Origin of the sequence: Luteimonas terricola, from assembly GCF_004352845.1 — a bacterium.
Classification (GTDB): Bacteria; Pseudomonadota; Gammaproteobacteria; order Xanthomonadales; family Xanthomonadaceae; genus Luteimonas; species Luteimonas terricola.
In genome coordinates, this window is record NZ_SJRX01000001.1 from 43,993 (window position 1) to 62,850 (window position 18,858).

Here is an 18,858-nt window from a genome sequence, read left to right on the forward strand (position 1 = left end):
GCGATGCGCATCGACGTCGTCAGCCTGTTCCCGGACTTCGTGGCCCAGGTCGCCGGCCATGGCGTGGTCGGGCGCGCCGGCGAGCGCGGCCTGCTGTCCCTGCATGGCTGGAACCCGCGCGACTTTGCCGAAGGCAATTACCGCCGCGTCGACGACCGCCCCTTTGGCGGCGGTCCCGGCATGGTGATGCTGATCGATCCGCTGCGCGCAGCGCTGGCCGCGGCCCGGGCGGCCGATCCGGCGCCGGCGCGCGTGGTCTACCTGAGTCCGCAGGGACGGCCGCTGGACCAGGCCAAGGCCCGCGAACTGGCCGCGCTTCCGCGCCTGGTGCTGCTCTGCGGTCGCTACGAGGGGGTGGACGAGCGCCTGCTGGCCGCCGAGGTCGACGAGGAGCTGTCGATCGGCGACTACGTGCTGTCAGGCGGCGAGCTGGCCGCGGCGGTGGTGGTGGATGCCGTCGCCCGGCTGCTGCCGGGGGCCTTGAACGATGCGGAATCCGCGGCCCAGGACAGCTTCGAGCCGCCCGCGGATGGCAAGGGTGGGCCGCTGCTGCTGGATTGCCCGCACTACACCCGGCCGGTCGTACATGCGCTTGGGGCCGTGCCGCCGGTGCTGCTGTCGGGCAACCATGCCGACATCGCCCGCTGGCGCTACCAGCAGGCCCTGGGGAGGACCTGGCAGCGGCGCCCGGACCTGATCGACCTCACGGCGCTGTCGCCTGCCGACCGCCGCCTGCTCGACGCCTGGCTGGCCGAAGCCGGACTGCCGCCCGCCGGCCAGGACTGAGCCCTGGCACGGAAGGCGAAAACCGCGCTACAATGCGCGGCTAGCTATAACCACGCCAAGACGCGGGTCCACGTGCACTCGCGCTAAAACAGCCCACAGGGCACTACCAACAGGCATCCACCACCATGAACAAGCCCTCGCTCAATACGCTGCTGCAGAACTTCGAGACCGAGCAGGTCCAGCGCCAGCTCCCCGTCTTCGGTCCCGGCGACACTGTGATCGTCAACGTCAAGGTCAAGGAAGGCACCCGCGAGCGCGTCCAGGCCTACGAGGGCGTGGTCATCGCAAAGAAGAACGCCGGCCTCAACTCCTCGTTCACCGTGCGCAAGATCTCGCATGGCTACGGGGTCGAGCGCGTCTTCCAGAGCCACAGCGCCGCGATCGACTCGGTCGAGGTCAAGCGACGCGGCGCCGTGCGCGCGGGCAAGCTGTACTACCTGCGTGAGCTCGAGGGCCGCAAGGCGCGCATCAAGGAAGATCTCGCCGGCAACGCCAAGGCCCGCGCCAAGGCCGCTGCCGAAGCCGCTGCCGCCGCCAAGGTTCCCGTTGCCGAACCGGCTGCCGCTGCCGAGCCGGCTGCGTCGGCCGAGTAAGCACGGCCCGCGCAGCACGCGCGAAAGGTGTTTCGCCGGACGGCCGCCCCAGGGTGGCCGTCCGCGTTTCCGGGCCTTCGTTCGTGCCGCGCTGGATCCCGTTCGTTCCGGCGTGCCGGCTGCGTCCAGGTCGGATCCGCGTCCGCTCAGTCCCGGGTTGATGCAGTCGCCGTGGCCGTGGCCGGTGACAACACGTCGCCCAGGCCCCCCCGCGCCGCCGTGCGCGGGCAGGGATCCGCCACCGGCGCAGGCGGCTGCGCAGGCACTTCGGCCGCAATCGCCACCGCATCGGTATCGCCGGCGAGCATCCGTGCTTCGCGCCAGCCGCCCCAGCGGTAATAGGCCAGCGACATCAGCATCGCGCACAGCGCGCCCACCGGGAAGCTCAGCCAGATCGCGTCCGCGCCCAGCGCCGGCTGCAGCAGCTTGGCGAAGGGCACGCGGATGCCCACAGCGCGAACACGAGGATCAGCAGCAGCGGCGCGATCAGCGCGCCGGTCAGCAGGAAATTGAAGGCCACGCCCGCGCGCGTGGTGCCCTCGACCCGCCTCGGCCAGGACACCAGCAGGGTGGGGGCGATGGCGCCGTGGGTGAGGTCGCGTGTGGAAGGTGCTGCCATCGGGGCATCCTGCCAGAACCGCCCTCGCTGCCGGCGCTAGAATCCGCGCATGGCAGAGCGATCAGGCGAACGGGAGACCTTGGACAGCGTCCGCATCGACATCTGGCTGTGGGCCGCGCGCTTCTTCAGGACGCGCACGCTGGCGAAGCAGGCGGTGGACACCGGCAAGGTCGAGGTGGCTGGGCAGCGGCCCAAGGCCTCGCGCGCGGTGCGCGTGGGCGATGCGCTGCGGGTGGTGCGCGGCGATGACGCGTTCGAGGTCGAGGTGCTGGGGCTGTCGGATGATCGCGGCCCGGCAGCGGTTGCACGGCAGCTCTATCGCGAATCGGAGGCGTCGGTGAAGGCGCGGGAAGAAGCGGCGCTGGTCAGGCGTGCCACCAGTGACGGCTACCGTGCGCCGGAGCATCGCCCGGACAAGCGGGCGCGGCGCTTGATCAGGGCGCTCGGCGATATCGATGCGGGCTGAGCCCGTCGGGATGTATCCGCGAGCTTGCCCGCATCTGTCCTTCGGGCATCCTCCCCCGGGAAGCGGGGGAGGAGTGCGCCGCTGGCCTTACTCGTCGCCCAGGCTGTTGGGCGACTGTTCGGCGGCGAAGGCGCCGAGCTTGCGCAGGGCCGCTTCCACGCCTGCGCCGTAGGCCGGGTCGGCCTTCGTGCAGTTGTCGACGTGGCGGCGCTTGATGAAGTCCGGCGCATCGCCCATGGCGCGGGCGGTGTTGTCGAACAGCAGCTGCTGCTTCTCCGGAGTGATCAGCCGGAACAGGTCGCCGGGCTGCTTGAAGTAGTTGTCGTCGTCGTCGCGGAAGTTCCACCAGTCGGCGTCGCCGGTGATCTTCAGCGGCGGTTCGCGGTACTGCGGCTGCTCCTGCCACTGGTTGAAGCTGTTGGGCTCGTAGTGGGGCAGGCCGCCGTAGTTGCCGTCGACGCGGCCGATGCCGTCGCGGTGGTTGCTGTTGACCGGGCAGCGCGCGGCGTTGACCGGGATCTGCTGGTAGTTGGTGCCCAGGCGGTAGCGCTGCGCGTCGGCGTAGTTGAACAGCCGCGACTGCAGCATCTTGTCCGGCGACACGCCGATGCCCGGCACCAGGTTGCCCGGCGCGAAGGCGCTCTGCTCGACGTCGGCGAAGAAGTTCTCCGGATTGCGGTTGAGCTCGAACTCGCCGACCTCGATCAGCGGGTAGTCGCCCTTGGGCCACACCTTGGTCAGGTCGAAGGGGTGGTAGGGCACCTTCTCCGCGTCGGTCTCCGGCATGATCTGCACGTACATCTTCCACTTCGGGAAGTCGCCGCGCTCGATGGCTTCGTACAGGTCGCGCTGGTTGCTCTCGCGGTCGTTGCCGATGACCTCGGCCGCTTCGGCATCGCTCAGGTTCTTGATGCCCTGCTGGGTGCGGAAGTGGAACTTCACCCAGTAGCGTTCGCCGGCATCGTTCCAGAAACTGTAGGTGTGCGAACCGAAGCCGTGCATGTTGCGGTAGCTGGCGGGAATGCCGCGGTCGCTCATCACGATGGTGACCTGGTGCAGGGCCTCGGGCAGCAACGTCCACCAGTCCCAGTTGTAGGTGGCCGAGCGCAGGTTGGTGCGCGGGTCGCGCTTGACCACCTTGTTGAGGTCCGGGAACTTGCGCGGGTCGCGGATGAAGAACACGGGGGTGTTGTTGCCCACCATGTCCCAGTTGCCTTCCTCGGTGTAGAACTTCAGCGCGAAGCCGCGGATGTCGCGCTCGGCGTCGGCCGCGCCGCGCTCGCCGGCCACGGTGGTGAAGCGGGCGAACATCTCGGTCTTCTTGCCGACTTCGGAGAAGATCGCGGCACGGGTGTACTTGGTGACGTCGTTGGTGACGGTGAAGGTGCCGAAGGCGCCGGAACCCTTGGCGTGCATGCGACGCTCGGGAATCACCTCGCGCACGAAGTTGCCGAGCTTCTCGTGCAGCCAGACGTCCTGGGCCAGCAGCGGACCGCGCGGGCCGGCGGTGAGGCTGTTCTGGTTGTCCGGCACGGGGGCGCCGAAATCGGTGGTCAGATGGGTGACGGGGCACTTCTTGCCGCTGTCGGAAGGCTTGCTCATGGTGCTGGCTCCCCTGATCGGGTGGTGGGCTAGGTCTGCAACCGACTCTACGTCGGCCCGATAGAAAGGTGAAATCGAATAAAGGAGATCGATTGATAGCGTTCTCCTATCGATCGCGACTCACTTCTTGCCGAACAGGCCGCCCAGCTTCATCAGATCGCCGATGCCGAGCTGGCCGTCGCCGTCCTGGTCGAGCACGGCGCCGAGCAGGCCGCCACCGAGGCCGCCCTGCTGGCGGATCTGCTGCTGCTCCTGGCCGAGCAGGCCGCCCAGGGCTTCGGCGCCACTGGCCGGCTGCGAGGAAGCGCCGGACATCGCTTGCTTGGCGAGGTAGGCCATCACGATCGGCGCCAGCATCTTCAGCAGCTGGCCGGCCTGGCCCTGGCCGAGGCCGGTGGCCTGCGCAACGCCGGTTTCGGCCCGCGCCTGGTTGCCGCCGAAGATGTGGCCGAGGATGGCGCCGCCCTGGTCGCCGCCACCAAGCACCGAGCCCAGCACGCTGCCGACGTCGGCGCCGGCATGGTCCTTCTGCAGTGCGCCGAACAGCGCCTGCGCACCCTGCGGCTGGCTGGCGTTCTTTCCGAGTGCGCCCATGAGCAGTGGCAGTGCGGCATTGATCGCGGCCGAGGACTGCTCCTGGCTGATGCCCAACCGCTGCGCGAACTGGCTGGCGGGTGCGCCCTGGAGCTGGGCGGCAAGGGTGTCGGTGAGGGTGGCCATGCGGGACTCCTGTCGTCGGGACTCCCGATGGTACGCGCGGAGCGCGCAGGCGTGATGGCCGTCAGTGCTGCGGTGGGCCGTCGATGCGGCGCGTCCAGTCCTCGATCCGGCTGGAGTCCAGGCGGCGCGTGAGCAGCGTCCGCCAAGAGGGCACCAGCGGCAGCGCCAGCGCTTCGCCGAGCAGCGCGGGATCGAGCACGCGATCGGCGAGCAGGCGCATGAGCCTGCGCAGTGGCCAGGCAGGCCAGGGGCGCTCGAGCAGGACCAGCGCATCTCCGGCCTGTGCCGTGCCGGGCTGCAGCACGCGGTAATACCAGCCGCTGCGACCGGTGTGCTGCACGCGGCGCGCCATGTCGGGCACGCCGAAGCGGTCGTTGAGCTTCCAGCACGGCTGGCGGCCTTGGCTGACCTCCAGCACCGCGGCGCCGAGCGCATAGCGGTCGCCGAGGCAGACCGTGCCCTCGTCCAGGCCGCGGGTGCTGATGTTCTCGCCGAAGGCGCCGGGAGCGGCGAGCACCGGCAGTTCGCCCAGCTCCGCGCGCCAGGCCGCGTAGTGGTCGAAGGGGTAGTGGTGGACGGCCTTGTCGACGCCGCCGTGCACGCGGGTGTCGCCCTGTTCATCGCCCTCGAGGCCCAGCTCGCCGATGCGTACGGGGCCGCTGCGCGGAGTCTTGGCGATGCCGCTGCGGCTGCCGGGACGCGTATAGGGCACTACGACGCCGGTGAGCAGCGCCTCGACGCGCAGGCCTGTGTCGTCCGACGCCGCGCTCACGACAGCGCCTTGAGCCGGTACAGGGCTTCCAGCGCCTGTTTCGGCGTGAGTTCGTCGGGGTCGATGCCCGCCAGCGCTTCCAGCGCCGCGGAGGAGGGTGCGAACAGCCCGAACTGCTGCGGCGAATCCAGCGTCTCCGCCGACAGCGGCGGCGATGCCGGCGGACCCTGCTGCTCGAGCTCGGCGAGCCGCGCGCGCGCCTGGCCCAGCACCGGCCTGGGCAGTCCGGCCAGCGCCGCCACCTGCAGGCCGAAGCTGCGGTTGGCGGGGCCGTCCTTGACGGCATGCATGAACACCAGCGCGTCGCCGTGCTCGACTGCATCCAGGTGCACGTTGGCGATGCCGCTGCCCGGCGTCGCCAGCGCGGTCAGCTCGAAATAGTGCGTGGCGAACAGCGTGTAGCAGCGGTTGTGCGCGGCCAGGTGGCGCGCGCAGGCCTCGGCCAGCGCCAGGCCGTCGTAGGTCGACGTGCCGCGGCCGATCTCGTCCATCAGCACCAGCGACTGCGCCGTGGCGTGGTGCAGGATGTGGCTGGTCTCGCTCATTTCGACCATGAAGGTCGACTGCCCGCGGGCGAGGTCGTCGCCGGCACCGATGCGGGTGAGGATGCGGTCGATCGGCCCGATGCGCGCCGCGCTGGCCGGCACGAAGCTGCCGATGTGGGCCAACAGCACGATCAGCGCGTTCTGGCGCATGTAGGTGCTCTTGCCGCCCATGTTGGGGCCGGTGATCACCAGCATGCGGCGGTCGTCGCCGAGCATCAGGTCGTTGGGTTCGAAGGGGTCGTCGCGGACGGCTTCGACCACCGGGTGGCGGCCGCGCTCGATGTGCAGGCAGGACGCGTCGACCAGCTCCGGCCGCGACCAGTCCAGCGCCTGCGCGCGCTCGGCCAGGCCCGCGAGCACGTCGAGTTCGGCCAGTGCGCCCGCGCAGCGCTTGAGCGATTCCAGGTGCAGGTTGAGCTCGTCCAGCAGCTGCTCGTAGAGCAGGCGCTCGCGGGCGAGTGCGCGCTCACGGGCGGACAGCACCTTGTCCTCGAAGCCCTTCAGCTCCTCGGTGATGTAGCGCTCGGCGTTGGTCAGCGTCTGGCGGCGGGTGTAGTGCGTCGGTGCCTTTGCCACGTGCGCCTTGCCGATCTCGAGGTAATAGCCGTGCACGCGGTTGTAGCCGACCTTGAGCGTGGCGATGCCGCTGGCCTCGCGCTCGCGGGCTTCGAGGTCGATCAGGAACCGGTCGGCGTGGGTCGACAGGCGGCGCAGTTCCGCGAGTTCGGCATCGTGGCCATCGGCGAACACGCCGCCGTCGCGTGCCAGCACCGGCGGCTGCTCGACCAGGGCGTCGGCCAGCAGCCGCGCCTGCGCATCGTGCTCGCCCAGGCCGGCGACCAGCGCCTGCAGCCGCGGCGAATCCACCGTTGCCAGCAGTGCGCGCAGCGCCGGCAGCAGGCCCAGCGCGTCGCGCAGGGTCGACAGGTCGCGCGGCCGCGCCGAGCGCAGCGCAATGCGCGAGAGGATGCGTTCGACGTCGCCGAGCGCGCGGAACTGCTCGCGCAGGTCGCGTTCGACGCCGTCGTCGATCAGCGCGCCGACGGCATGGTGGCGCTGGGCGACCACTGTGCGGTCGCGCAGCGGACGGTGCAGCCAGCGGCGCAGCAGGCGCCCGCCCATCGGCGTGACCGTGCTGTCGAGCACGCCGAGCAGGGTGTGCTTCTGCTCGCCGTCCACGCGCGTGTCGAGTTCCAGGTGGCGGCGGGTGGCGGCGTTCATGGCGATGGCGCCGTCGCTGGATTCCACCGCGATCGCGGTCAGGTGCGGCAGGCGCTGCTTCTGCGTCTCCTCGACGTAGCCCAGCAATGCGCCGGCCGCGGCGATCGCCAGCGGACGCTCGTCGATGCCGAAGGCGGTCAGGTCGTGCAGGCCGAAGAAGCGCAGCAGCTGGCGGCGGCCGCTGTCGGCGTCGAACAGCCAGGGCGCGCGCCGGCGCAGGCCGCCGCGGGTGGTGGCGAAGGCCGGCCAGCCTTCCTCGTCGGGCAGCAGCAGCTCGGCGGGATCCAGGCGCGCCAGTTCGGCTTCCAGCGCGTCGTCGCTGGCGACCTCGTTGGCCAGGAAGCGGCCCCCGGCCAGGTCTGCCCAGGCCAGGCCGTAACCGGACTTCCCGCGGCTGACGGCCAGCAGCAGGGTGTCGCGGCGCTCGCTCAGCAGCGCCTCGTCGGTGACCGTGCCGGGGGTGACGATGCGCACCACCTTGCGCTCGACCAGGCCCTTGCTCGTGGCCGGATCGCCGACCTGTTCGCAGATCGCCACCGACTCGCCCAGGGCCACCAGCCGTGCCAGATAGCCTTCCGCCGCGTGGTGCGGCACGCCCGCCATCGGGATCGGCGCTCCGCCCGAGGCGCCGCGCTGGGTCAGTGTGATGTCGAGCAGCTTCGCCGCGCGTCGCGCGTCGTCGTGGAACAGCTCGTAGAAGTCGCCCATGCGGAAGAACAGCAGCACGTCGGGGTGCTCCGCCTTGTTGGCGAAGTACTGCTTCATGAGGGGGGTGTGTTCGGGCGTCTTGTCCAGCGTCATCTGTCCGGTGGGCAGGGCGCGCAACGGGCGCGCCCGACCCGGGATTGTAGCGGGACCACCCTCGGCCGCGACCGCGGACAGGAGCAAGCGCACGGGTGGCTGGACAAGGCTCGGGGCAGCACCTTTCCGCGCACATACGCATGCGTCCGGAATTGTGCTAGCGTCGCATCAAGGCAGCGGAATCGCCGCTCCGGGCCAGTCCCCCCACGCAGGCCCGGTGCGTGCCGCCATGGTGTTCCATGGCGGCGTCCGCGCCGATACGACGACTGCGAAATCACCATCAGTAGGGGGACACCCATGGTCTCAGGCCATCTGCAACGCCACGCGCTCGCCACCGCGCTCCTCGCCATCCTCGCAAGCCCCGCACTGGTGTCCACGGCGCACGCCCAGGACGCCGCACCCGCGGCGGAAGAACAACCCACCACGCTGGCCGGCATCACGGTCACCGCGCAGAAGCGCGAGGAAGCACTGCAGGACGTGCCGATCTCGGTCACCGTGCTCGACGAGCAACTGATCCAGGACACCGGTGTCCGCGACATCAAGGACCTGCAGGTCCTGGTGCCCGGCCTGACCGTGACCAGCACCCAGAACGAGGCGATCACCACGGCCCGCATCCGCGGCATCGGCACCGTCGGTGACAACGTCGGCCTCGAGTCGTCGGTGGGCGTGGTCATCGACGGCGTCTACCGCCCGCGCAACAGCGTCGGCTTCGGCGACCTCGGCCAGATCGAGCGCATCGAAGTGTTGAAGGGCCCGCAGGGCACTGTGTTCGGCAAGAACACGTCCGCGGGCGTGATCAACGTCGTCACGCGCCGGCCGAGCTACACCCAGAGCGCCGAGGCGGAGATCACCGCCGGCAACTATGGCGCGCTTGGCGTCGCTGGCAGCTACAACGATGCCCTGGGCGAGAATGCCGCCTTCAGCATTTATGCCGCGAAGCGCAAGCGCGACGGCTGGATGGACGTGGAGACCGGCAGCGGTCCCCGCACCGAGGACAAGGACTACGACCAGGACTTCCACACGATCCGCGGCAAGCTGCTGTTCGAACCGACTGAAAACCTCGACATCCTGCTGTCGGGCGACTTCACCAACCGCGACGAGAACTGCTGCACAGCGGTGCAGACGGTCGTGGGACAGAGCGCGCTGGCGCTCAACGCCGTCGCTGGCCATCAGACGGTGGCAGCGCCCGGCGACGATCCCTTCGACCGCGTCGCCTACAGCAACCGTCCGACCACGCAGAAGATCAAGGACAGCGGCGTCAGCGCGGAGGTCAACTGGGAGACGGGCTGGTTCGGCGGCGCCACGCTGACCTCGATCACCGCCTCGCGCGAGTGGGAGAGCATCAATGGCCTCGACTACGACTTCAGCACGGCCGACATCCTGTATCGCAACGCCGACAAGGACGAGTCGTTCACCGGCTTCGATACCTTCAGCCAGGAGTTCCGCCTGACCGGCTCCACCGACCGGATCGACTGGATGTTCGGGCTGTTCTACTCGGACGAGGATCTGGACCGCACCGAGACCTATCGCGTCGGCGCGCATTACGAGCCGTATGTGTCGTCGCTGATCAGCAACCTCGTGCTCGGCACGCTGGCGCAGCAGTTGGCGCCGTTGGGTATCCCGGTCGACATGACGAACCCCGCGCTGTTCCTGTCACAGGTCAGCGGACAGCCCTTCGGCACCAACTTCGCCGGACTGGGCGCGCACGACCGCTACAAGCAGAACGCGGAGAGCCTGGCGCTGTTCACCAACAACACCTGGCACGCGACCGATGCGCTTGATGTCACCCTGGGCCTTCGCTACACGCGCGAAAAGAAGGAGCTGGTCTCCGACTACAGCAACCCCAACGGCAGCATCGGCTGCGGCTCGATGCTGGCCAACCCGGCCGCGCGCGTCGGCGGCGCGCTGTACCAGCGCATCCCCGGGCTGGCGATGCTGCCGCCGGAACTGCAGGCGCAGATCATCGGTGGCGCGGCCAGCCAGATCGTCGGCTATTCCTGCCTGCCCTGGAGCAACGCGCTGCACAGCGGCCGTTCGACCGTGCAGGAAGGCGACGAGAAGGAGTGGTCGGGGACCGTGAAGGCGGCCTACCGCTGGAACGACAACGTGATGACCTACGGTTCGTTCGCGCGCGGCCACAAGGGTGGCGGCTTCAACATGGACCGCGTGCAGTCGGCCGACGGCAACTCCGCCAGCGGCGCCGGCATCATGCCGGTCAACGACACCTCGTTCGGCGGCGAGTTCGTCGACAGCTTCGAGCTGGGCGCCAAGACCACCTGGGCCGGCGGCACGCTGCTGCTGAACGCGACGCTGTTCCACCAGGAGTACGAGGACTTCCAGCTCAACAGCTTCCTCGGCACCAGCTTCGTGGTGCGTTCGATCCCCGAAGTCACCTCGTCGGGCATCGACGCCGAGCTGCTGTGGCAGCCCGCGGCGGTGCCGGGGCTGATGCTGCAGGGCGGACTGATGTACGCAAAGACCGAGTTCGGGAACGACATTCCCGGCCCGGACTTCGTGGAGCGCACGCCGCTGAGCACGTCGGGCGCGCTGTACAAGCTTCCCGGCGCGACGATGCCGTTCGCGCCGGAGTGGTCCGGCTCGCTGTCTGCGACCTACGAATGGGACTTCTCCAGCAGCCTGGTCGGCCGCTTCAACATCGGCGCCAAGTACATGGGCGACTACAACACCGGGTCGGACCTGGACGTGGAGAAGCACCAGGATTCGTACACGGTGGTCAACGCGCGCTTCGGCATTGGTCGTGACGACGGCCGTTGGATGCTGGAGTTCTGGGGCACCAACGTCACCGATACGGAGTACGTGCAGGTCGGCTTCGACGGTCCGCTGCAGAACCTGTTCCCCGATCCGGGCAATCCGTTCAATACCTACAATGCGTTCCCGGCGGCGCCGCGCATGTACGGCGTGACCCTGCGCGTCCGCTACTGATCCACGCGGTACCGGAAGCCCGCGCATCCCCGGATGTGCGGGCTTTTTTGCGCGTCCGCGGGCGACAGGCTGGAACGATTGCGGTACAACGGCGCTCTCCCCCCGCCGCCGCCCTCGGACCTCCCGATGCCCGTTCCCGTTCCTGTACCTACCGATGATGCCCTTCGCGAAATCGCGGAGAGTATCGGCACGCAGCTGCTCGGCGACCGCCACATGCTGGTCACTGCGGAAAGCTGCACGGGCGGCTGGATCGCCAAGACCGTCACCGACGTCGCCGGTTCGTCAGGCTGGTTCGACTGCGGCCTGGCGGCCTACAGCTACGAGGCCAAGCAGGCCCTGCTCGGCGTGCGCCCGCAGACCCTGGAGGAGCACGGCGCGGTCAGCCGCGAGACGGCGATCGAGATGGTGTCCGGCGCGCTGGTGCATTCCGGCGCCACGGTGGCGGTGGCGGTGACCGGCATCGCCGGTCCCGGCGGCGGCACCGGGGACAAGCCGGTGGGCACGGTGTGGATCGCCTGGAAGCGCCGCGGCGGCTATCCGCAGGCCGAAATGTTCGCATTCGCCGGCGACCGCGATGCGGTACGCAGGCAGACGGTGGCCGAAGCGCTGCGCGGCCTCGAGCGGCTGCTATGAGGATGGCGCGGTGACGATGCTCGACGCCCTCGCCGGCGTCCGCGACCTGGGACGCCTGCAGGAGATCGCCAGCGTGTTCGTGCGCCACGGCTTCGGCGACCTGGTGCGCCGTAGCGGCATGGCCGGGGTGCTTGAACGTGCCGGCCGGCTGCTGCACTGGGAGCAGACCGGGCACAAGGAACAGCTGAAGCCGCCGCAGCGCCTGCGCCGCGCGCTGCAGGAGCTGGGGCCGACCTTCGTCAAGCTCGGCCAGGTGCTGGCCACGCGCGTGGACCTGCTGCCGCCGGAGTGGATCGCCGAGCTGAGCCTGCTGCAGAACGCGGTGCCGGCGCTGCCCTGGGAGAACGTGCTGCCGCAGTTGGTCAAGGATCTCGGCGTCGAGCCGGACGTGGCCTTTGCGCGGGTGGAGACGGTGCCGGTCGCGGCCGCCTCGCTGGCCCAGGCGCACCGTGCCTGGCTGCACGACGGCACGGCGGTGATCCTGAAGGTGCGCCGCCCGGGCATCGTCGACGTGGTCGAGGCCGACCTGCGGCTGATGGTGCGGCTTGCGGAGGCGGTGGAATCGCAGCTGCCCGACCTGCGCCGCTATCGCCCGGTGGAGGTGGTGCGGCAGTTCCGCGACTCGCTGCGGCGCGAGCTCGACTTCGCGGCGGAGTGCCGCAGCGCCGAGCGGATTGCCGCCAACTTCGCCGATGACCCGGGCGTGGTGGTGCCGCGGGTGCATTGGCAGTGGACATCGGAGCGGCTCAACGTCCAGGACTTCATCGACGGCATTCCCGCCGGCGACCTTGCGGCGGTGGATGCCGCGGGCCTGGACCGCGTGGCGCTTGCGCGCGCCGGCACCGGCATCGTGCTCAAGATGGTGCTCGAGGACGGCCTGTTCCATGCCGATCCGCACCCGGGCAACCTCTTCTTCCTGCGCGACGGTCGCATCGCGGTCATCGACTTCGGCATGGTCGGCCACCTCGGCGAGCGCCGGCGGCTGGAGATGGCACGCCTGCTGCACGGCATGGTGGTGCAGGACGCCGAGGCGGTCGCCGACATCCTGCTGGACTGGAGCATCGGCGGCGAGGTCGACGAGGAGCGCCTGGAGGCGGACACGGCGGTGGTGGTCGACCGCTACCGCGGCGTGCCGCTGAAGGACCTGCGCATGGGCACCATGCTGTCCGACGCCGCCGGCCTGCTGCGCAGCCACGGCCTGGTGCTGCCGCCGGACCTGGCGCTGGTGATCAAGACCTTCCTGACCCTGGAGGGCTTCGGTCGCCAGCTCGATCCCGACTTCGAGATGAGCACCGAGGCGCGGCCCTGGCTGGAGCGGGTGATGCGGCGCCGCTTCGCACCCTCGGCGCTGGCCCGGCGCGGACGGCGCGGCCTGGCGGGAATGCTCGAGCTCGGTACCGAACTGCCTCGCGACCTGCGCCGGTTGATACGCGCCGCGCGCGGCGGCCGGCTGGGCGCGCGCATCGATATCCCCACGCTGGAGACCTTCGGCGACCAGGTCGACCGCGCGGCCAGCCGGCTGACCATGGGCGTGATCACCGCAGCGCTGATCATCGGCTCGTCGATCGTGATGAACAGCGTCGGTGGCGGCACCGGCAACCGCTGGCTCATGGCCCTGGGCGTGGGCGGCTTCGTCGGCGCGGCGGCGGTGGGGGTGTGGATCGTCTATTCGATCTGGAAAGGCGCACACAGGCGTTGATTCCCGCCGGAGTTAGTAGTATTACTACTAACCATGGATCTCACCGATACCCAGCAGGCCGTCCTCGCGCTGATCGCCGAGCGCATCGCGGAGGAGGGCATGCCGCCGTCGCAGGCGGAGATTGCCCGCGCCTTCGGCTTCAGCAGCGTGCGCGCCGCGCAGTACCACCTGGAGGCGCTGGAGGCCGCGGGCGCCATCGAGCGGGTGCCGGGGCGGGCGCGCGGGATCCGGGTGCTGCGTGCACCGGCGGTGCCGCAGGCGGTGCTGGAGTTTCCGCAGGCGCGGGCCGCGGCTGCAGCCGCCATGGCCGGATCTCCCCGGACGCCCGACGTGCTGGAACTCCCGGTGCTCGGGCAGGTCGCCGCCGGCGTGCCGATCGGCGCCGACATCGGCAGCGAGCAGATGGTGCTGATGGACCGCGCGTTCTTTTCCCCGGCGCCGGACTACCTGCTGCGCGTGCGCGGGGATTCGATGCGCGACGAGGGCATCTTCGACGGCGACCTGATCGGCGTGCACCGCACCGCCGACGCGCGCTCGGGGCAGATCGTCATCGCCCGCATCGACGACGAGGTCACCGTCAAGCTGCTGAAGCTGGGCAAGGACCGCATCCGCCTGCTGCCGCGCAATCCGGACTACGCGCCGATCGAGGTCGCGCCCGGGCAGGATTTCGCCATCGAGGGTCTTTACTGCGGACTGGTGAGGCCGAACCGGTGATGGCCGGCTCCTCCGGGTCCGGGGCCGCCCGCAGGCCGAAGCCGGTGCGCGGGATTTCCCCACCGGCGCCCGCGGCCTGGACCGCTGACGCGCGCGTGCCGTCGCCATTAATTTCAAATGCCCGCCGCGAAGTCGCAGCCCCTGCGACCCCCGGCGGACACACTGCACACATTCCCGGATACACGAGCTGAGGACACCACGATGGACGAGAACAAGAAGCGCGCGCTTGCAGCGGCCCTGGGCCAGATCGAGAAGCAGTACGGCAAGGGTTCGGTGATGCGCATGGGCGACCGCGTCGCCGAAGTGGTCCCGGTGATTCCCACCGGTTCGCTGCAGCTCGACATCGCGCTCGGCATCGGCGGCCTTCCGCGCGGCCGCGTGATCGAGATCTACGGCCCGGAATCCTCGGGCAAGACCACGCTCACCCTGCAGACCATCGCCGAATGCCAGAAGCTCGGCGGCGTCGCGGCGTTCATCGACGCCGAGCACGCGCTCGATCCCACCTATGCGCAGAAGCTCGGCGTCAACGTCGACGACCTGCTGGTATCGCAGCCCGACACCGGCGAGCAGGCGCTGGAGATCGCCGACATGCTGGTGCGCTCCAACGCCGTCGACATGGTGGTGATCGACTCGGTCGCCGCGCTTACCCCGCGGGCCGAGATCGAGGGCGAGATGGGCGACCAGCTGCCGGGCCTGCAGGCCCGGCTGATGAGCCAGGCGCTGCGCAAGCTCACCGGCAACATCAAGCGCAGCAACTGCATGGTGTTCTTCATCAACCAGCTGCGCATGAAGATCGGCATCATGATGCCGGGCCAGAGTCCGGAAGTGACCACCGGCGGCAACGCGCTCAAGTTCTATGCCTCGGTGCGCCTGGACATCCGCCGCATCGGCGCGATCAAGAAGGGCGACGAGATCATCGGCAACCAGACCCGCATCAAGGTGGTCAAGAACAAGATGGCGCCGCCGTTCAAGCAGGTCATCACCGAGATCCTCTACGGCGAGGGCATCAGCCGCGAGGGCGAGGTGATCGACATGGCCGTGGAGGCCAAGATCATCGAGAAGGCCGGCGCCTGGTACAGCTACGGCGAGGAGCGCATCGGCCAGGGCAAGGAGAACGCCCGCCAGTACCTCAAGGAGAACGTCGCGGTGGCCCAGCGCATCGAAGCCGAACTGCGCGCGAAGATGGCGCCGGTCGTTGTCGCGCCCGTGGACAAGGCCGGGGACGAGGCTGTCGATGCCCCGGCCAAGGGTGGCAAGGCCGCGAAGGACGCCAAGGCCTGAGCATGGCGCGGCGGCGTACCGGCAGCGCCGGGCCTGGGCAGGGTTCCGGCGAGGGATCCCCGGAGCCCGCAGGGCAGGGCGCTGGAGGCCAGCGCAGGCGGCGGCCGGAGCTGACGCCTGCGCAGCGCGCGATGGGGCTCCTGGTGCGCCGCGAGCACTCGCGGAAGGAGCTCGCGCGCAAGCTCGAGGCGCGCGGCGTGGACGAGGCGGAGGCCGAAGCCACGGTCGCGCGCATGGCCGAGGCCGGTTGGCAGGACGATGACCGCTTCGCCGTCGGCCTGGCGCGGATGCGCTCGCATGCGGGCTATGGTCCGCTGCGCATTCGTGCGGAGCTGTCCACCCACGGGCTTGGCGACGACGCGATCCGGGCCGCGTTCGAGGCCCTTGCCGAGGCGGGCGACGACGACTGGCTGGCCGTGGCGCGCGACCTGGTGCGCCGACGGCATGGTCCGGGCGTGGCTGACGACCTGGCGTTGCGCCGCAAGGCCGCGGACTTCCTGTTCCGGCGCGGCTTCGGCGGGGACACCGTCCGGGCCGCCACGGCCTTCGATATCGACGAAGGCTGACGGGCCGCGGCATAAGTGATTCGGGCCAGTCGCGTCCTGCTAACCTAGTGGAATCCGGGCGTAGCGCCCGGCACCCACTATTCAATCAAGCCCCGATGCCAGCCCCCGAACAGACCCCCACGCGGCCCACCACGGCCGATATCCGCCGCGACTTCCTCGATTTCTTCAGCAGCCGTGGCCACACCATCGTGCCCTCGGCGTCGCTGGTGCCCGGCAACGACCCCACGCTGCTGTTCACCAACTCGGGCATGGTCCAGTTCAAGGACGTGTTCCTTGGCGCCGAGAAGCCCGGCTACGTGCGCGCCGCCGACGTGCAGCGCTGCCTGCGGGCCGGTGGCAAGCACAACGACCTCGACCAGGTCGGCTACACCGCGCGCCATCACACCTTCTTCGAGATGCTGGGCAACTGGTCGTTCGGCGACTACTTCAAGCGCGACGCCATCGCCTGGGCCTGGGAGCTGCTGACCGGCGTGTGGAAGATTCCCGCCGAGCGCCTTGTGGTCACCGTTTACCACACCGACGACGAGGCCCACGGCATCTGGCGCGACGTGATCGGCGTGCCGGAAGACCGCATCATCCGCATCGGCGACAACAAGGGCGCGCCCTTCGCCTCCGACAACTTCTGGCAGATGGCCGACACCGGCCCCTGCGGGCCCTGCACCGAGATCTTCTACGACCACGGCGCGCATATCCCCGGCGGCCCCCCGGGCTCGCCCGAGGAGGACGGCGACCGCTTCATCGAGATCTGGAACCTGGTGTTCATGCAGTTCGACCGCCAGCCCGACGGTCGCCTCGACCCGCTGCCGGCGCCCTGCGTGGACACCGGCATGGGCCTGGAGCGTCTGGCGGCGGTGCTGCAGGGCGTGCACGGCAACTACGAGATCGACCTGTTCCAGGCGCTGATCCGCGAGGCGGCGGTGCTGACTGCGACCGAGGACCTGGGCAACAAGTCGCTGCGCGTGATCGCCGACCATGTCCGCGCCTGCAGCTTCCTCATCGTCGATGGCGTGCTGCCGTCCAACGAGGGCCGTGGCTACGTGCTGCGCCGGATCATCCGCCGCGCCCTGCGCCACGGCTGGATGCTGGGCGTGCGCAAGCCGTTCTTCCACAGCCTGGTCGCGACCCTGGACGCGCTGATGGGCGATGCCTATCCGGAGCTGCGCGCGCAGCGCGCCCTGGTCGAGCGTGCGCTGCTGGCCGAGGAGGAGCGCTTCGCCGAAACGCTCGACAGCGGCATGCGCATGTTCGACGAGGTGGCTTCGCGCAGCGTCGGCACGATCCCCGGTGCCGACGCGTTCCGCCTGTACGACACCTACGGCTTCCCGCTCGACCTGACCGCCGACATGGCGCGCGAGCGCGGCATGGAGGTCGACACGGCCGGCTTCGACGCCGCGATGGAGCAGCAGCGCGAGACCGCGCGCGCGGCCGGCAAGTTCGGCGGCGGCACCACGCTGCCGGCGGAGCTGGTCGCCCGGATGGAGCCGACCGGCTTCCTCGGCTACGACAGCCTGCAGGCCGGTGGACTCGAGGTCGTGGCGCTGCTGCGCGACGGCCGCCCGGTGCAGCGCGTCGAAACGGGCGAAGAGGCGATCGTGTTCCTCGACCGCACGCCGTTCTACGCCGAGTCCGGCGGCCAGGTGGGCGACACCGGCGAGCTCGACGGGAAGGGCGTGTCCTTCGTGGTGGAAGACACGCGCAAGTTCGCCGGCCAGTTCCACGGCCACATCGGCCGCCAGCGCGCCGGCGCCCTGGCGGTGGGCGACCATGTGCTGGCCAGCGTCGACGGCAAGCGTCGCGCCACCACGGTGCTCAACCACAGTGCCACCCACCTGCTGCACGGAGCGCTCCGGGAGCGTCTCGGCACGCACGTGGCCCAGAAGGGCTCGCTGGTCGCGCCCGACCGCCTGCGCTTCGACTTCTCGCACTTCGAACCGATCAGTGCCGAAGCGCTGCGCGGCATCGAACTCCAGGTCAACGATGAAGTCCGCGCCGACCACGGCGTCGAAACCCGCGAGATGGCGATGCAGGAGGCGATCGACGCCGGCGCCATCGCGCTGTTCGGCGAGAAGTACGGCGAGCGCGTGCGGGTGGTGAAGATGGGTGGCTCGGTCGAACTCTGTGGCGGCACCCACGTCGGCCGCACCGGCGAGATCGGCCTGTTCAAGCTGGTGTCCGAAGGCGGCGTGTCCGCCGGGGTGCGTCGCGTCGAAGCGCTGACCGGGCGCGCCGCGCTGGACCATGTCGCGGCGGAAGAAGCGCGCCTGTCCGAAGCGGCACGCCTGCTGGGCGGCACCACGGCCGAGGTCACCGACAAGCTGCGTGCGCTGCTCGACCGCCAGAAGAAGCTCGAGCGCGAACTCGAGGCGATGAAGGCGCGCGCCGCAAGCAGCGCCACCGCGGACCTGTCCGCGGGCGCGGTCGACGTGGACGGGATCAAGGTGCTGGCGGCCCGCATCGAGGGCCTCGACGCCCGGGCGCTGCGCGACGCACTGGACCGCTTCAAGCAGCAGCTCGGCGATGCCGTGGTGCTGCTGGCCGGTGCCAGCGATGGACGGGCGGCCCTGGTCGCTGGCGTCAGCGGCTCGGCGCTGGGCCGGGTCAAGGCCGGCGAACTGCTGTCCCATGTCGCCTCGCAGGTCGGCGGCAAGGGCGGCGGCCGGCCGGACATGGCCCAGGGTGGTGGCGAGGACGGCCCCGCGCTGGAGGCCGCCCTGGCAGCCGTGCCGGCATGGATCGCCGCACGCCTGGCCTGAACCTGGCCGGTGTCCGTTACTTTTTGCATACACACCGCAGCCCGGTGGCTCGCTATCATGGTTCACTTGTGTGAACCATCACGGAAGGCCGCCGGACGGGAGCCTTCCACGCGCGACCGGGCGCAAGACCCGGCCCCAGGAGTT

General features: G+C 70.0%; 14 protein-coding genes and 1 pseudogene. 10 read left to right on the plus strand and 5 right to left on the minus strand.

Annotated elements, in window-relative coordinates:
* The first annotated feature begins 3 nt into the window (after window positions 1-3).
* Entirely contained in the window at window positions 4-786 is a 783-nt protein-coding gene (gene trmD / locus E2169_RS00220; RefSeq protein ID WP_132984621.1) for a tRNA (guanosine(37)-N1)-methyltransferase TrmD, read from the plus strand.
* Between the two features lie 125 nt (window positions 787-911).
* A complete protein-coding gene (rplS, locus tag E2169_RS00225; RefSeq protein ID WP_132984622.1) occupies window positions 912-1,379 on the plus strand; it encodes a 50S ribosomal protein L19 in 468 nt (155 codons plus the stop codon).
* 146 nt (window positions 1,380-1,525) lie between these two features.
* Here the strand turns inward: rplS and E2169_RS00230 are convergent.
* Window positions 1,526-1,926, minus strand: a pseudogene (locus E2169_RS00230) (hypothetical protein); the annotation flags it as partial.
* Window positions 1,927-2,047: 121 nt separating this feature from the next.
* Between E2169_RS00230 and E2169_RS00235 the strand changes: the two are divergent.
* Window positions 2,048-2,464 (plus strand): RNA-binding S4 domain-containing protein, encoded by a 417-nt coding sequence (locus tag E2169_RS00235; protein ID WP_132984623.1) that lies wholly within the window; start codon window positions 2,048-2,050, stop codon window positions 2,462-2,464.
* A gap of 87 nt (window positions 2,465-2,551) precedes the next feature.
* On the opposite strand, the gene E2169_RS00240 is transcribed toward E2169_RS00235, so the two are convergent.
* The 4 genes from E2169_RS00240 to mutS all read right to left on the minus strand — a co-directional run bounded on the left by E2169_RS00240 (window position 2,552) and on the right by mutS (window position 8,125).
* On the minus strand, window positions 2,552-4,066 hold the full coding sequence (locus E2169_RS00240; RefSeq protein ID WP_132984624.1) for a catalase: 1,515 nt from the start codon (window positions 4,064-4,066) through the stop codon (window positions 2,552-2,554).
* Window positions 4,067-4,186: 120 nt separating this feature from the next.
* Window positions 4,187-4,786: a DUF937 domain-containing protein gene (locus E2169_RS00245; protein WP_132984625.1), complete on the minus strand. Its 600-nt coding sequence runs from the start codon at window positions 4,784-4,786 to the stop codon at window positions 4,187-4,189.
* A gap of 61 nt (window positions 4,787-4,847) precedes the next feature.
* Window positions 4,848-5,558: an MOSC domain-containing protein gene (locus E2169_RS00250; RefSeq protein ID WP_132984626.1), complete on the minus strand. Its 711-nt coding sequence runs from the start codon at window positions 5,556-5,558 to the stop codon at window positions 4,848-4,850.
* Complete coding sequence (mutS, locus tag E2169_RS00255) at window positions 5,555-8,125, minus strand: DNA mismatch repair protein MutS (protein WP_132985412.1); 2,571 nt, start codon at window positions 8,123-8,125, stop codon at window positions 5,555-5,557. The genes E2169_RS00250 and mutS overlap by 4 nt, the downstream gene beginning before the upstream one ends.
* Window positions 8,126-8,422: 297 nt before the next feature.
* Between mutS and E2169_RS00260 the strand changes: the two genes are divergently transcribed.
* From E2169_RS00260 to alaS, 7 genes are all read left to right on the plus strand, one after another.
* On the plus strand, window positions 8,423-11,068 hold the full coding sequence (locus E2169_RS00260) for a TonB-dependent receptor (RefSeq protein ID WP_132984627.1): 2,646 nt from the start codon (window positions 8,423-8,425) through the stop codon (window positions 11,066-11,068).
* A gap of 126 nt (window positions 11,069-11,194) precedes the next feature.
* Entirely contained in the window at window positions 11,195-11,701 is a 507-nt protein-coding gene (locus E2169_RS00265; protein ID WP_132984628.1) for a CinA family protein, read from the plus strand.
* Between the two features lie 16 nt (window positions 11,702-11,717).
* On the plus strand, window positions 11,718-13,400 hold the full coding sequence (locus E2169_RS00270; RefSeq protein WP_132985413.1) for an ABC1 kinase family protein: 1,683 nt from the start codon (window positions 11,718-11,720) through the stop codon (window positions 13,398-13,400).
* Between the two features lie 33 nt (window positions 13,401-13,433).
* The gene (gene lexA, locus E2169_RS00275) at window positions 13,434-14,114 is read left to right on the plus strand and encodes a transcriptional repressor LexA (RefSeq protein ID WP_132984629.1); all 681 of its coding nucleotides are present in this window, start codon (window positions 13,434-13,436) and stop codon (window positions 14,112-14,114) included.
* A 201-nt stretch (window positions 14,115-14,315) separates the two neighbouring features.
* Window positions 14,316-15,395 carry a recombinase RecA gene (gene recA, locus E2169_RS00280; RefSeq protein WP_132984630.1) on the plus strand — a complete coding sequence of 360 codons (1,080 nt, stop codon included), beginning with the start codon at window positions 14,316-14,318 and terminating at the stop codon, window positions 15,393-15,395.
* 2 nt (window positions 15,396-15,397) lie between these two features.
* The gene (locus tag E2169_RS00285; protein ID WP_132984631.1) at window positions 15,398-15,961 is read left to right on the plus strand and encodes a regulatory protein RecX; all 564 of its coding nucleotides are present in this window, start codon (window positions 15,398-15,400) and stop codon (window positions 15,959-15,961) included.
* Between the two features lie 95 nt (window positions 15,962-16,056).
* Window positions 16,057-18,714, plus strand: coding sequence for an alanine--tRNA ligase (gene alaS, locus E2169_RS00290; RefSeq protein ID WP_132984632.1), 2,658 nt, complete (start codon window positions 16,057-16,059; stop codon window positions 18,712-18,714).
* The last annotated feature ends 144 nt before the right edge of the window (window positions 18,715-18,858 follow it).